Below are 13,860 nucleotides of genomic sequence, written 5' to 3' on the forward strand. Positions count from 1 at the left end.
GACAGCGGCACCGCGACGACCTTCGACGTCATCGCCGGGGACGGCGGGATGGAGGGCTGCGCCATCGCGCCGGGCATCAACCTTTCCATGGAAGCCCTGCACCAGGCGGCGGCCAAGCTGCCGCGGGTGGCCATCCAGCGCCCGCGCGGCAACACCGCCATCGGCAAGGACACCGTCGCCTCCATGCAATCCGGGGTCTACTGGGGCTACATCGCGCTCATCGAGGGCCTCTGCCAGCGCATCAAGGCCGAGTGGGGCAAGCCGATGACCGTGATCGGAACCGGCGGCGTCGCCTCGCTCTTCCACGGGGCGACGGCGGCCATCGACCACTTCGACCCGGACCTGACCATCCGTGGCATGCTCGAAATCTACCGCCGGAACACGGCGAAGGCGTAAATGACCAAATCCAAGACGGACGACGAACTCGTCTTCCTGCCGCTCGGCGGGTCGAACGAGATCGGCATGAATTTCAACCTCTATGGCTTCGGGCCGCCGCACGACCGCAAGTGGATCGTCGTCGACCTCGGCATCACCTTCGGCGACCAGACGACGCCGGGGGTCGAGGTGATCCTGCCGGACCCGACCTTCATGGAGGAGAACGCCGACCGCCTCCTGGGCATCGTGCTGACCCATGCGCACGAAGACCACATCGGCGCCGTCGCCTGGCTTTGGCCGCGGTTCAAGGCGCCGATCTACGCGACACCCTTCACCGCGTTCATCCTGCGCGAAAAGCTGCGCGAGGCGGGCTTGGTCGACGAGGCGGAGATCACCATCGTACCGCTCGGCGGCAAGATCTCGCTGGGCCCGTTCGAGCTGGAGCTGATCACGCTCACCCACTCGATCCCCGAGCCCAATGGCCTGGCGATCCGCACGCCGCTGGGCGTCATCCTGCACACCGGCGACTGGAAGATCGACCCAGACCCGCTGCTGGGCGCGGTCACCGACCAGGACGCTATCCGCCGCCTCGGCGACGAGGGCGTGCTCGCCATGGTCTGCGATAGCACCAACGTCTTCGTCGACGGTCACGCCGGCTCCGAGGCCGAGGTGCGCGAGACGCTGATCCCGCTGATCGGCGGGCTGAAGGGCAAGGTGGCGGTGGCCTGCTTCGCCTCCAACGTCGCGCGGATGGACAGCGTGATCCGCGCGGCCCAGGCGGCGGGACGGCGGGTGTGCCTGGTGGGCCGCTCGATGATCCGCATGGCGGCGGCGGCCAAGTCGGTGGGCCTGATGGCCGACATCAAGCCCTTCCTCAGCGAGGCGGAGGCGAACGCCTCGCCGCCGGCCAAGGTGCTCTACCTCTGCACTGGCAGCCAGGGCGAGCCGCGCGCGGCCCTGGCGCGGATCGCGGACGGCACGCACCCGCATGTGAGCCTCGGGGCCGGCGGCGCCTGCATCTTCTCGTCACGGATCATTCCGGGCAACGAGATCCCGATCCGCAACCTGCAGAACAAGCTCGCCGACCGCGGGGTGCGGCTCTACACCGAGCGCGACCACCCGGGCATCCACGTCTCCGGCCACCCCTGCCGCGACGAGCTGGCGCAGATGTACCACTGGGCCCGGCCCACCATCGCCGTGCCGACCCACGGCGAGCGCCGCCACCTGCTGGAGCACGCGGCCTTCGCCCGCGACCTGCAGGTTCCGCAACAGCTCGCCCCGCGCAACGGCGACATGGTGCGTCTGGCGCCCGGCCGGGCGGAGATCATCGACGAGGTGGCGGCCGGCCGGCTCTACGTCGACGCCGGCGTGGTGACGGCCGAGAACGGCGACGCGCTGCGCGAGCGGCGGCACGCGGCCTTCAACGGCATGCTGGCCGCCTCCGTGGTGCTGGACGGGCGCGGCCGTATCGTTTCCGGCCCGCAGGTCCGGGCGCTCGGCCTGCCAGCCGACGCGGATTATCCGATGGAAGAGGTGCTGGACGACCTGGCCCATGACGCCGAGCAGGCCCTGGGCCGGCTGTCGTCCAGCGACCGCGACGCCGACCAGGCGGTGGAGACCGCCGTCTCCCGCGCCCTGAAGCGCGCCAGCCAGCGCATCTGGGGCCGCCGCCCTGTCGTGGAGACCACCGTCCTGCGGGTCTGACGGCCCTGCGGCGCGCTGCCCCTCCCCAGGGGGCCGCGCAGCCGCTATAGGCAGGGGAATTGACTGACGCCTTCGCGGACCCCTGGAGCCATGATCGGAAAACTCAACCACGTGGGCGTGGCCACGCCCTCCATCGACGCGTCGGCCAAGATGTATCGCGACATGCTGGGCGCCACCTCCTTCTCCGAGAAGTTCGTGATGGAGGAGCAGGGGGTCTGGGTGCAGTTCGTCAACCTGCCCAACAGCCAGATCGAGCTGATCGAGCCCTACGGCGAGACGTCGCCTATCCACGCCTTCCTGGCCAAGAACCCCAAGGGCGGACAGCACCACGTCTGCTTCGAGGTTCCGGATATCATCGCCGCCCGCGACGCCATGCAGGCCAAGGGCGCCGCGGTGCTCAACAACGGCGTCCCACGCATCGGCGCCCACGGCGTGCCGGTGATCTTCGTGCACCCGAAGGACATGGGCGGGGTGCTGGTGGAGCTGATGGAGACCCCGAAGGCAGGCCACTGATGACCTGGTTCACCGGCGTCGCCATCTACCTGACCATCTGGTGGACGGTGCTGTTCGCCGTGCTGCCGCTGGGCGTGATCAGCCACGCCGAGGCCGGCATCGACCGGGGCGACGGAACCGATCCGGGCTCGCCGGTGGACCCGAAGCTGAAGCGCAAGTTCTTCACCACCACCTGGATCTCCGCCATCCTGTTCGTGATCCTGTGGGCCGGGCTGCGGTACCACTGGTTCCACCTGCCCGAGCTGCCCAGCGGGATGTCGCACGGCGCGCGCCTCTGACCCGACGCTCCGTTCTCCCTCCAGGGGGAAGGGAGATGCCGCGTTGCCAAGGTCTTCCAGGCAGGGCTATCAGAGCGGCTCCATTCACCCACAGGCGCCCGCATGCGACTCTCGCGTTACTTCATGCCCACGCTGCGCGACGCGCCGTCCGACGCCCAGATCGTCTCGCACCGGCTGATGCTGCGCGCCGGCCTGGTGCGCCAGGTGGCGGCCGGGATCTACGCCTGGCTGCCGCTGGGCCTGCGGGTGCTGAAGAAGATCGAGCAGATCGTCCGCGAGGAGATGGACCGGGCCGGCGCCGTCGAGATCCTGATGCCCACCCTGCAACTCGCCGACCTGTGGCGCGAAAGCGGACGCTACGACGACTACGGCGAGGAGATGCTGCGCATCAAGGACCGCCATGAGCGCGACCTGCTCTACGGCCCGACCGCGGAGGAGGTGGTCACGGACATCTTCCGCAGCTACGTGCGATCCTACAAGGACCTGCCGAAAAACCTCTACAACATCCAGTGGAAGTTCCGCGACGAGCGCCGGCCCCGGTTCGGCGTGATGCGCGGCCGCGAGTTCCTGATGAAGGACGCCTACTCCTTCGACATCGACGAGGCCGCCGCCCGGCGCTCCTACAACCGGATGTTCCTGGCCTACCTGAACACCTACGCCCGGCTGGGGCTGCAGGCGATCCCGGTGCGCGCCGACACCGGCCCGATCGGCGGCGACCTCTCCCACGAGTTCATCATCCTGGCCGAGACCGGCGAGAGCCAGGTCTTCGCCCACCGCGACCTGGTGGAGATGGGCGCGCCCGGCCCCGACCTCGACTGGGACGGCGACCTGCAGGCGCTGGTCGAGCAGCGCACCCGCCTCTATGCCGCCTCCGACGAGATGCACGACCAGGCCCGCTTCGAAGCCGAGGCGCCCGAGGACAAGCGGATGACCGCTCGGGGCATCGAGGTCGGCCACATCTTCTATTTCGGCGACAAGTACTCGAAGCCGATGAAGGCCGTGGTGGCCGGGCCCGACGGCGCCGAGCGCCCTGTGCAGATGGGTTCCTACGGCGTCGGCGTCTCGCGGCTGGTGGGCGCGATCATCGAGGCCAGCCATGACGACGGCGGCATCGTCTGGCCGGACGCGGTGGCGCCGTTCGGAGTCGGGATCGTCAACCTGCGCCCCGGCGACGCCGCCGTCGACGCGGCCTGCGAACAGGCCTATGCGGCGCTGACCGCCGCCGGCAAGGAGCCGCTGCTGGACGACCGCGACGAGCGGCCCGGCGCGAAGTTCGCCGCCATGGACTTGGTGGGCCTGCCCTGGCAGCTGATCGTCGGGCCCAAGGGGCTGGCCGACGGGGTGGTGGAGATCAAGCGCCGCGCGACCGGCGAGCGTCGCAGCCTGCCGCTGGACGCTGCGCTGAAGGCGGTCGGCGCGTGACGCCAGGCGGGCGCGCGCCGCCGTTCGGCCGCTGGGAGCGGATGCTCGCCGGCCGCTACCTGCGCGCCACCCGCAAGCAGCAGGGCGTGGCCCTGATTTCGATCATCTCCTTCGTCGGCATCACCCTGGCCGTCGCGGTGCTGATCATCGTGATGTCGGTGATGAACGGGTTCCGCGACGAGCTGCTCACCCGCATCCTCGGCTTCAACGGCCACCTCTATGTGGCGGCCGGGGCGCTGTCGCCCGCCGAGCGGGACGCCATCGTCAAGCGGGTGCGGGTGCTGCCCGACGTCAAGCAGGCGGCGCCGGTGATCGAGGCGCAGGCCATGGCGCTGGGGCAGGGACAGATCTCCGGCGCCGTCGTCCGCGGCCTGTCGGCCGCCGACCTGAAGGCCACGCGGATCGTCTCCGGCAACATCACCCGCGGCTCCATCGCCTACTTCGGCGAGGGCGAGTACGGCGGCGACGAGATCGTGGTCGGCGACCGCCTGGCCCAGAGCCTGGGCGTACGGCCCGGCGACCCGCTGACCCTGATCTCCCCCACCGGCGGGGCGACAGCTTTCGGGGCGACGCCGCAGCGCAAGACCTACACCGTGGCCGCCACCTTCACCGTCGGCATGAGCCAGTACGACCAAGCCTACATCTACATGCCGCTGGCCCAGGCGCAGCTGTTCTTCGGGCGCGAGGACACGGTGGACGTCATCGAGGTCAAGGTCGCCGACCCCGACCGGGCCATCGCCATGAAGCCCCTGGTCCAGAAGGCCGCCGGGCCGCTGGCCCTGGTCACCGACTGGACGCAGCGGGACTCCTCCTTCTGGGGGGCGCTTAAGGTGGAGCGCAACGTCATGCGCCTGATCCTGATGCTGCTGGTGCTGATCGCCGCCCTGAACATCATCTCCGGCCTGGTGATGCTGGTGAAGAACAAGACCCGCGACATCGCCATTCTGCGGACCATGGGAGCCGGGCAGGGGTCGGTCCTGCGGATCTTCTTCATGACCGGCGCGTCGATCGGGGCGGCGGGCGCGGCGGCGGGACTGGCGATCGGGGCGGTGTTCTGCACCTACATCGCCCAGATCCAGAAGGCGGTGGAATGGATCACCGGGCAGGCGGTGTTCTCGTCGGACGTCTACTTCCTGAGCCGCATCCCGGCGAAGATCGACTGGCGGGAAGTGGCGGTGATCGTCGGCTGGGCGCTGCTGATCTCCTTCGTGGTGACCATCTACCCGTCCTGGCGGGCCTCGCGGATCGATCCGGTGGAGGCGCTGCGCTATGAGTGAGCCGGTGCTGTCGGTCCGCGGCCTGGAGCGCACCTACGTCACCGACGCCGGGCCGCTGCCGGTGCTGCGTGGGATCGACCTGGACGTGCGGCCGGGCGAGATCGTCGGCCTGATCGGACCGTCGGGCTCGGGCAAGTCGTCGCTGCTGCACGCCGCCGGCCTGCTGGAGCATCCCGACGGGGGCCGGATCACCATCGAGGGGCGCGACTGCTCCGACCTGGGCGACCGGGCGCGGACCCGCGTGCGGCTGGCGGCGATCGGCTTCGTCTACCAGTTCCACCACCTGCTGCCGGAGTTCAGCGCCCTGGACAACGTGGCGCTGCCGCAGATGATCGCCGGCGCCGGCCGGGCGGAGGCGCGGGCGCGGGCGACGGTCCTGTTGTCGGACCTGGGCCTGGCCGAGCGGGTGAACCACCAGCCGGGCCAGCTCTCCGGCGGGGAGCAGCAGCGGGTGGCGGTCGCCCGGGCGCTGGCCAACGCGCCGAGGCTGCTGCTGGCCGACGAGCCCACCGGCAACCTGGACCCGCATACCTCGGCCGCGGTGTTCGAGGCCTTCTACAACCTGGCCCGCACCCAGGGCGTGGCGGCCGTGGTGGCCACCCACAACCTTGAGCTCGCCCGGCACATGGACCGGGTGTTCGCCCTGAAGGACGGGCGGCTGGAAGAGCACGTGATGGAGCCCGCGCCGCTCTGAGGTTGAGCACGATCCCCTCGGATCGGGTCGTTCCAAACTCCGCTCATCCCGACGAAACCGGCTTGACCTTGAGAACAAAACAGGAATAGAACGAACAAGGAACATCCACAGGGGGAGTACGGATGATGGTTCGTTTGGCGCGGGAATCACTGGCGTTTGCGGCAGTGTCGAGCTTTGTCTGGATGGTCTGCGTGGTGACGAGCCACCTGGGCTGAGACGTGGGGCGGAGGGTGTCTTGAACGAGGACGGCGACGGTTTCGTTCACCTGCGGGCGCGCTCGGCCTATTCGCTGCTGGAAGGCGCGATCAAGGCCGACAAGCTGGGCAAGCTGGCGGCGGCGGGCGGGATGCCGGCGGTGGCGCTCACCGACCGGGCCAACCTGTTCGGCGCCCTGGAGTTCTCCGTCGTCACCAAGGGGGAGGGCGTGCAGCCGATCGTCGGCTGCGCCCTGCCGGTCACCGGCATCGGCGGCGCGCCGCGGGAACGATGGGCCAAGATCCCCACCGTCGTGCTGCTGGCCCAGAGCGAGGCGGGCTACCGCAACCTCTCGGAGCTGTCATCGGCGGCCTACCTCGAGATCGACGCCAGCGAGGATCCCGGCGTGCCCTGGGAGAAGGTCTGCGCCCACGCCGACGGACTGATCCTGCTCTCCGGCGGCGCCGACGGTCCGGTCGACCCGCTGTTCGCCGCCGGCAAGCGCGAGCCTGGCCGCGCGGCGCTGGCCGAGATGCATCGGGTGTTCGGCGACCGCTTCTACGTGGAGCTGCAGCGCCACGGCCTGGCCAGCCAGGCGGCGGCCGAGCCGGAGCTGGTGGCCTTCGCCTATGACGAGGACGTCCCCCTCGTCGCCACCAACGACGTCTATTTCGCCAAGCCGGAGATGCACCAGGCGCACGACGCGCTGCTGTGCATCGCCGACGGCGCCTTCGTCGGCCAGGAGGAGCGGCGGCGCGTGACCGCGGAGCACTGGTTCAAGTCCGTCGCCGACATGCGGGCGCTGTTTGCCGACCTGCCGGAGGCCTGCGACAACACCCTCGACATCGCCCGGCGCTGCGCCTTCATGGTGATCAAGCGCGACCCGATCCTGCCGCGCTTCCCCACGTCGGGAGGCCGCAGCGAGGACGAGGAGCTGGCCGAGCAGGCCCGCGAGGGGCTGAAGGCCCGGCTGGCGGTGGCCGGCGCCTCCAAGGCGGAGGAAGAGTACTGGGCCCGCCTGGACCGCGAGATCGGCGTCATCCAACACATGGGCTTCTCGGGCTACTTCCTGATCGTCTCGGACTTCATGAAGTGGGCGGTGGCGCACAACATCCCCGTGGGTCCGGGACGGGGGTCCGGCGCCGGCTCGCTGGTGGCCTGGTCGCTGCTGATCACCGGCCTCGACCCCTTGCGCTACGGCCTGATCTTCGAGCGGTTCCTGAACCCCGAGCGGGTGTCGATGCCCGACTTCGACATCGACTTCTGCCAGGAGCGGCGCGACGAGGTGATCGCCTACGTCCAGCAGCGCTACGGCCGCGACCGGGTGGCCCAGATCATCACCTTCGGCACCTTGCAGGCGCGTGCAGTCCTCCGCGACGTCGGGCGCGTCCTGCAGCTTCCGCTGGGACTGGTGGACCGGCTGGCTAAGATGGTGCCGGCCAACCCGGCCAACCCGGTGACTCTGGCCAAGGCCATCGAGATCGAGCCCAGGCTGCGGCAGGCCAAGGCCGACGACGAGATGGTGGCCCAGCTCCTGGACACCGCCCTGCAGCTCGAGGGCCTCTACCGCAACGCCTCGACCCATGCCGCCGGCGTGGTGATCGCCGACCGGCCGCTCACCGAGCTCTCGCCCCTCTACCGCGACCCGCGCTCCGAGCTGCCGGCCACTCAGTTCAACATGAAGTGGGTGGAGAGCGCTGGCCTGGTGAAGTTCGACTTCCTGGGCCTGAAGACGCTGACCGTCGTGCGCCGGGCCATGACCTTCCTCGAGAAGCGGGGGGCGGGCTTCGTCCTGGAGACGCTCGCCGTCGACGACGAGGCCGCCTACCAGCTGATGGCCGCAGGCCAGACGGTGGGGGTGTTCCAGCTGGAAGGGCAGGGGATGCGCGACATCCTGCGCCAGCTCAGGCCCGCCTCGATCGAGGAAGTGACCGCGCTCATCTCGCTCTACCGGCCAGGGCCGATGGATTCGATCCCGGCCTATGTGGACACCAAGGCCGGCCGCAAGCCGCTGAACGTCTACCACCCGCTGCTGGAGCCGGTGCTGAAGGGCACCTACGGGGTGATCGTCTACCAGGAGCAGGTGATGGACATCGCCCGCATCATGGCGGGCTACAGCCTGGGCGAGGCCGACCTCCTGCGCCGCGCCATGGGCAAGAAGAAGAAGGAGGAGATGGACCTGCAGAAGGCGCGCTTCGACGAAGGCGCGGCCGAGCGCGGGATCGACAAGGACCTGGCCGACACCCTGTTCGAGCTGATGGCCAAGTTCTCGGGCTACGGCTTCAACAAGTCCCACGCCGCGCCCTATGCGCTGATCGCCTACCAGACGGCCTGGCTGAAGGCGAACACGCCGGTCGAGTTCTACGCGGCGTCGATGAGCCTGGACCTGTCCAACACCGACAAGCTGGCGGTCTTCTACCAGGACGCCAAGCGGCTGGGGGTCAGCATCCGGGCGCCGGACGTCAACCGCTCCAGCGCCGACTTCGACGTGGCCGAGGGGGAGGTGCTCTACGCCCTGGGCGGCGTGCGCAATCTGGGCCTGCAGGCCATGGAGCACGTCGCGGCGGTGCGCCGCGGGTCCGGTCCGTTCCGCGACCTGTTCGATTTCGTCGAGCGGGTGGACCCCAGGCAGGTGAACCGGCGGGCGCTGGAGACCCTGGCCCGCGCCGGCGCCTTCGATTCCATCCATCCCAACCGGGCGCAGATCGTGGCTGCGGCCGAGGCCCTTGCGGCCTACGCCCAGAGCGTGGCGGCGGAGCGGGCCTCGTCGCAGGGCAACCTGTTCGGGGGCGACCAGCCGGAAGCCGCCCGCCCGCGCCTGCCGAAGGTGGAGTCGTGGACGCCGGTGCAGCGGCTGGACGAGGAGCTGGCGGCGGTGGGCTTCTACCTCTCGGGCCACCCGCTGGACGACCTGGTCGAGGCGCTGCGCCGCCGCCGCACCGACCTCTACACCGAGGCGGTGGCCCGGGCCGAGGGCGGGGCCGAGGCGCTGCGGATGGCCGGCGTGGTGCGCCGCAAGCAGGAGCGGGCCTCGCAGTCGAGCGGCGAGAAGTTCGCCTTCGTCACCCTGTCGGACCCCACGGGGGAGTACGAAGTGCTGTTTCCGCCCGAGGCCCTGCGCAGGTGCCGCGACGTTCTGGAGCCGGGCCGGGCGGTGGCGATCAAGGTGCGCGCCAAGGCCCGCGACGGGGAGGTGCGCTTCTTCGGCGACGACGCTGAGCCAGTGGAGCGGGCGGTGGAGAACGCCACGGCGGGACTTAGGGTGCACTTCGCCCCGCAGAGCGCCGAGATCGAGGCGCTGAAGATGCGGCTCGCAGGGGTGACCAACCCGCGCGGCGGCGAGATCGTGCTGGTGGCCGGCGTCGGCGCCGGGCGCGAGGTGGAGGTGAAGCTGCCGGGCCGCTTCACCCTCGACGGGGCGGTGCGCGGGGCGCTGAAGACCGCGCCGGGGGTGATGTTCGTGGAGGAGCTGTAGGGCGCGCTGGGGAGTCGGACGAGCGGTGTCGGCGCCTTAAAATTCCTGGTCGAACGTCCCGGCGCGGGATCGCACCGCGTCCTGCGAACCGTAGGGCTTGAAGCCGTTTTCGAAGCGCTTGAAGCCGCCGGGTCCGGAGCTCTCGTACGGCCGCCGCCGGGGCGTCAGGGATGTCGGGTCGCCGCCATAGGTCGATTGGTACCGGTATGGCCGATAGGGCCGGAAGGGCTGGGCGGGCGGCGTACGCATCGAGGGCGTGACGCCGGTGGTTCCTGTGACGCCGGAACCATAGCTGCTGCGCCGCGCCGCGTCGGCCGCGCCGGCAAGGGTCATGGCCAGCAGGCCCAGGCCGAGGTTCCGCAAGGATTTCATTTCGCCCTCCACTACAACTTCCGAGGGTATGTGCGGTGAAGCGGGCGTGCAAGGGCCCTCGCCCCTGGCGCGACTTGCAAAAACACGCCCGATCGCCTACATGCCCGCCATCAATCCACACGCAGACGTTTGGGGATTGCGGGGAGACATCCCGCCTTTTCCATTCCGGTCTTCCTTCGGGAAGGTTGTCTGCGGAGGCCAACCGGAAAAAGGACCTGTAACGCCCATGGCGCTTCCCGATATTTCTATGCGTCAGCTGCTGGAATCTGGCGCCCACTTCGGCCACCAGACCCACCGCTGGAACCCGAAGATGGAAAAGTTTATCTTCGGCAGCCGCTCCAACATCCACATCATCGACCTGTCGCAGTCGATCCCGCTGCTGCACCAGGCGCTGGTGAAGGTGCGCGAGACCGCCGCGAGCGGCGGCCGCGTGCTGTTCGTCGGCACCAAGCGGCAGGCGAGCGAGCCGATCGCCACTGCCGCCCGCCGCTGCGCCCAGTACTATGTGAACCACCGCTGGCTGGGCGGCACGCTGACCAACTGGCGCACCGTCTCGGCCTCGATCGCCCGTCTGCGCGAGCTGGAAGGCCTGCTGGAGACCGAAGGCCAGGGCCGCTCCAAGAAGGAGCTGCTGCAGCTGACCCGCGAGCGCGACAAGCTGGAGCTGTCGCTGGGCGGCATCAAGGACATGGGCGGCATCCCCGACCTGATGTTCGTGATCGACACCAACAAGGAGGCGATCGCCATCCTCGAGGCCCGCAAGCTGAACATCCCGGTGATCGCGATCCTCGACACCAACTGCAACCCGGACGGCATCACTTTCCCGATCCCCGGCAACGACGACGCCGCGCGGGCCATCCAGCTCTATTGCGACCTGATGGCGGATTCGATCCTGGACGGCCTGGCGGCCGGGCAGGCGGCGTCGGGCGTCGACCTGGGCGCTTCGGAAGCCCCGCTGGAGCCGGCGCTGGCCCGCACGCTGGAGCCCGAGGCTCCGGCGGCGGAGGAACCGGCCGCTGCTGCGGAGCCCGAGGCCGAGCCGGCTCAGGCCGGCTGACGCCCGGCGTCCTAAGCGTTAAGCCCCCCGGACGGCGTCGTTCGAAGGGGCCCAGCGTCCCAGCATTGTCGTGAAACCGTCGGCGGCGGCGCCTGGATTGGCTCGTCGCCGACCGCAAATGAAGGAGCCGACCATGGCGGAGATTACCGCGTCGCTGGTCAAAGAACTGCGCGAGAAGTCCGGCGTTGGCATGATGGATTGCAAGCGCGCCCTGCAGGAAAACAACGGCGAGCTGGACGCGGCCATGGACTGGCTGCGCACCAAGGGCCTTGCCAAGGCCGCCAAGAAGGCTGACCGGGCCGCGGCCGAGGGCCTGGTGGCGGGCATGGTGAGCCAGGACGCCAAGAGCGGCGTGGTCGTCGAACTCAACGCCGAAACCGACTTCGTGTCGAAGAACGCGACCTTCCAGGAAGCCGCGCGGGAGATCGCCCGGGTGGCCCTGGGGGTGGATGGCGACGTCGACGCGATCTCCGCGGCGAAGACCGCCAAGGGCGAGACCGTGGGCGACATGATCACCAATCTGATCGCCACCGTCGGCGAGAACATGCGCCTGCGCCGTTCGGCCCGCCTTTCGGTGGGGCAGGGGGCCGTCGCCCTCTACCTGCACAACAAGGAGGCGGACGACGTCGGCAAGCTGGCCGTGCTGGTGGCGCTGGAAGGCGCCGGCGACCAGGCGGTGCTGAAGGAGGTCGGCCGCAAGATCGCGCTTCACGTGGCCGGCACCCCGACTCCGCCGCTGGCCCTGACCACCGACGAGCTCGACCCGGCGCTGGTCGCGAAGGAACGGGAAATCCAGACCCTGACGGCGATGGAATCCGGCAAGCCGCGCGAGATCGCCGAGAAGATGGTCGAGGGCCGGATCCGCAAGTGGCAGGAGGAGGTCGTGCTTCTCAAGCAGCCCTTCGTGATGAACCCGGACCAGACCATCGAGCAACTGGTGGCGGCCACGGCCAAGGAGACCGGCCAGCCGCTGGCGGTGAAGGGCTTCGTACGCTTCGCCCTCGGCGAGGGCGTCGAGAAGAAGACGGACGATTTCGCGGCGGAAGTGGCGCAGCTCTCGGGCCAGAGCTAAGCCTGCGGTAGACTGCCGAAGGGCGCGGCCGCGTTCGACGCGCGCCGCGCCCTTAGTCTATTGTCCCCGCGTCCAGATTCGGAAACTCAATCGCCATGCCCACGCCTGAGCCCCGCTACAAACGCGTCCTCCTGAAGGTGTCCGGGGAGGCGGGGGTCGGCGGGGACGGATTCGGCATCGATCCGGCCACCCTGCAGGCGGTCTGCGAGGACATCGCCGAGGTGGTGCGCACCGGCGTGCAGGTCTGCCTGGTGGTGGGCGGCGGCAACATCTTCCGCGGCAAGGCCCTGGCCGAGAGCGGCATGGAGCGGGCCAGCGCCGACTACATGGGCATGCTGGCCACGGTGATGAACGCCCTGGCCCTGCAGGCGACGCTGGAGAAGAACGGCGTCTACACCCGCGTGCAGTCGGCGATCCCGATGGACGCGATCTGCGAGCCCTACATCCGCCGCCGGGCGCTGCGGCATCTGGAGAAGGGCCGGGTGGTGATCTTCGCCGCCGGCCTCGGCGCCCCGTTCTTCACCACCGACACGCCGGCCGCCCTGCGCGCCGCCGAAATGGGCTGCGACGCCCTCCTGAAGGGCACCAGCGTCGACGGGGTCTACACCGCCGACCCCAAGAAAGACCCGGACGCACGCCGCTACGACACCCTCAGCTACCAGGAGGTCCTGGCCAAGGACCTGCGGGTGATGGACGCCTCGGCGATCAGCCTGATGCGCGACAACCAGATTCCCATCGTGGTCTTCTCGATCCGGGAGCGCGGCAACTTCCTGAAAGTGCTCACCGGCCAGGGGGTCCACACGACAATCGCCTGACCGCAGGGTCTGAATAACGGAGGAGCGTCCATGGCCGCCGCAGAGAAGCCGGTGCTGTCGAGGTACAGGGATCGGATGGACAAGGCCGTCGCCGCCTTGAAGGAGGAGTTCGCCAGTCTGCGCACGGGCCGGGCGTCCTCCAACCTGCTCGACCAGGTGATGGTCGAGGCCTACGGCTCGAAGATGCCGATCAACCAGGTGGCCTCGATCAGCGTGCCCGAGCCGCGCTCGATCACCGTCAGCATCTGGGACAAGTCGATGGTGGGGCCGGCCGACAAGGCGATCCGCGCCGCCGGCCTGGGGTTCAACCCGGTGGTGGAGGGCCAGACCCTGCGCATCCCGATCCCCGCCCTGACCGAGGACCGCCGGCGCGACCTGGTCAAGCTGGCCGGCAAGTACGCGGAAACCCAGAAGATCGCGGTGCGCAACGTGCGCCGCGACGCCATGGACGACCTGAAGAAGGCCGAGAAGGACGCGGTGATCGCCCAGGACGAGCACAAGCGGATGGAGACCGAGGTCCAGAAGCTGACCGACGAGGCCGTGAAGCGGGTCGACGAAGCCTTGAAAATAAAAGAACAAGAGATCATGCAGGTCTAGTCGTGCGCGCGTCA

The 13,860-nt window shown here is 69.4% G+C and carries 14 protein-coding genes; 13 read left to right on the forward strand and 1 reads right to left on the reverse strand.

The window, feature by feature from the left end:
- The 9 genes from VGL30_RS11210 to dnaE all read left to right on the forward strand — a co-directional run.
- A partial coding sequence (locus VGL30_RS11210) for a type III pantothenate kinase (RefSeq protein WP_331539924.1) occupies positions 1-396 on the forward strand: 396 nt, incomplete at its 5' end.
- Positions 397-2,079: a ribonuclease J gene (locus VGL30_RS11215; protein ID WP_331539926.1), complete on the forward strand. Its 1,683-nt coding sequence runs from the start codon at positions 397-399 to the stop codon at positions 2,077-2,079.
- 90 nt (positions 2,080-2,169) lie between these two features.
- Entirely contained in the window at positions 2,170-2,592 is a 423-nt protein-coding gene (mce, locus tag VGL30_RS11220) for a methylmalonyl-CoA epimerase (protein ID WP_331539928.1), read from the forward strand.
- Positions 2,592-2,870, forward strand: a complete 279-nt coding sequence (locus tag VGL30_RS11225; RefSeq protein ID WP_331539930.1) for a DUF1467 family protein — start codon at positions 2,592-2,594, stop codon at positions 2,868-2,870. The genes mce and VGL30_RS11225 overlap by 1 nt, the downstream gene beginning before the upstream one ends.
- 102 nt (positions 2,871-2,972) lie before the next feature.
- Positions 2,973-4,292, forward strand: coding sequence for a proline--tRNA ligase (proS, locus tag VGL30_RS11230; protein ID WP_331539932.1), 1,320 nt, complete (start codon positions 2,973-2,975; stop codon positions 4,290-4,292).
- 41 nt (positions 4,293-4,333) lie between these two features.
- Positions 4,334-5,569, forward strand: coding sequence for a lipoprotein-releasing ABC transporter permease subunit (locus VGL30_RS11235; RefSeq protein ID WP_331539970.1), 1,236 nt, complete (start codon positions 4,334-4,336; stop codon positions 5,567-5,569).
- On the forward strand, positions 5,562-6,263 hold the full coding sequence (locus VGL30_RS11240) for an ABC transporter ATP-binding protein (RefSeq protein ID WP_331539934.1): 702 nt from the start codon (positions 5,562-5,564) through the stop codon (positions 6,261-6,263). The genes VGL30_RS11235 and VGL30_RS11240 overlap by 8 nt, the downstream gene beginning before the upstream one ends.
- A gap of 125 nt (positions 6,264-6,388) precedes the next feature.
- A complete protein-coding gene (sidA, locus tag VGL30_RS18825) occupies positions 6,389-6,478 on the forward strand; it encodes a cell division inhibitor SidA (RefSeq protein ID WP_414694979.1) in 90 nt (29 codons plus the stop codon).
- Between the two features lie 20 nt (positions 6,479-6,498).
- Positions 6,499-9,933, forward strand: a complete 3,435-nt coding sequence (dnaE, locus tag VGL30_RS11245) for a DNA polymerase III subunit alpha (protein WP_414694978.1) — start codon at positions 6,499-6,501, stop codon at positions 9,931-9,933.
- Between the two features lie 36 nt (positions 9,934-9,969).
- Here dnaE and VGL30_RS11250 read toward each other — a convergent pair whose 3' ends face one another.
- Complete coding sequence (locus VGL30_RS11250) at positions 9,970-10,305, reverse strand: hypothetical protein (protein WP_331539936.1); 336 nt, start codon at positions 10,303-10,305, stop codon at positions 9,970-9,972.
- A 226-nt stretch (positions 10,306-10,531) separates the two neighbouring features.
- Here VGL30_RS11250 and rpsB point away from each other — a divergent pair, with 226 nt between their 5' ends.
- The 4 genes from rpsB to frr all read left to right on the forward strand — a co-directional run bounded on the left by rpsB (position 10,532) and on the right by frr (position 13,846).
- The gene (gene rpsB / locus VGL30_RS11255) at positions 10,532-11,362 is read left to right on the forward strand and encodes a 30S ribosomal protein S2 (RefSeq protein WP_331539938.1); all 831 of its coding nucleotides are present in this window, start codon (positions 10,532-10,534) and stop codon (positions 11,360-11,362) included.
- 133 nt (positions 11,363-11,495) lie between these two features.
- Positions 11,496-12,434, forward strand: a complete 939-nt coding sequence (gene tsf / locus VGL30_RS11260) for a translation elongation factor Ts (RefSeq protein WP_331539940.1) — start codon at positions 11,496-11,498, stop codon at positions 12,432-12,434.
- Positions 12,435-12,529: 95 nt separating this feature from the next.
- On the forward strand, positions 12,530-13,249 hold the full coding sequence (gene pyrH / locus VGL30_RS11265) for a UMP kinase (RefSeq protein ID WP_331539942.1): 720 nt from the start codon (positions 12,530-12,532) through the stop codon (positions 13,247-13,249).
- Between the two features lie 30 nt (positions 13,250-13,279).
- Positions 13,280-13,846, forward strand: a complete 567-nt coding sequence (frr, locus tag VGL30_RS11270) for a ribosome recycling factor (protein ID WP_331539944.1) — start codon at positions 13,280-13,282, stop codon at positions 13,844-13,846.
- Positions 13,847-13,860 lie beyond the last annotated feature (14 nt).

The organism is Phenylobacterium sp. (assembly GCF_036502675.1).
GTDB lineage: Bacteria > Pseudomonadota > Alphaproteobacteria > Caulobacterales > Caulobacteraceae > Phenylobacterium.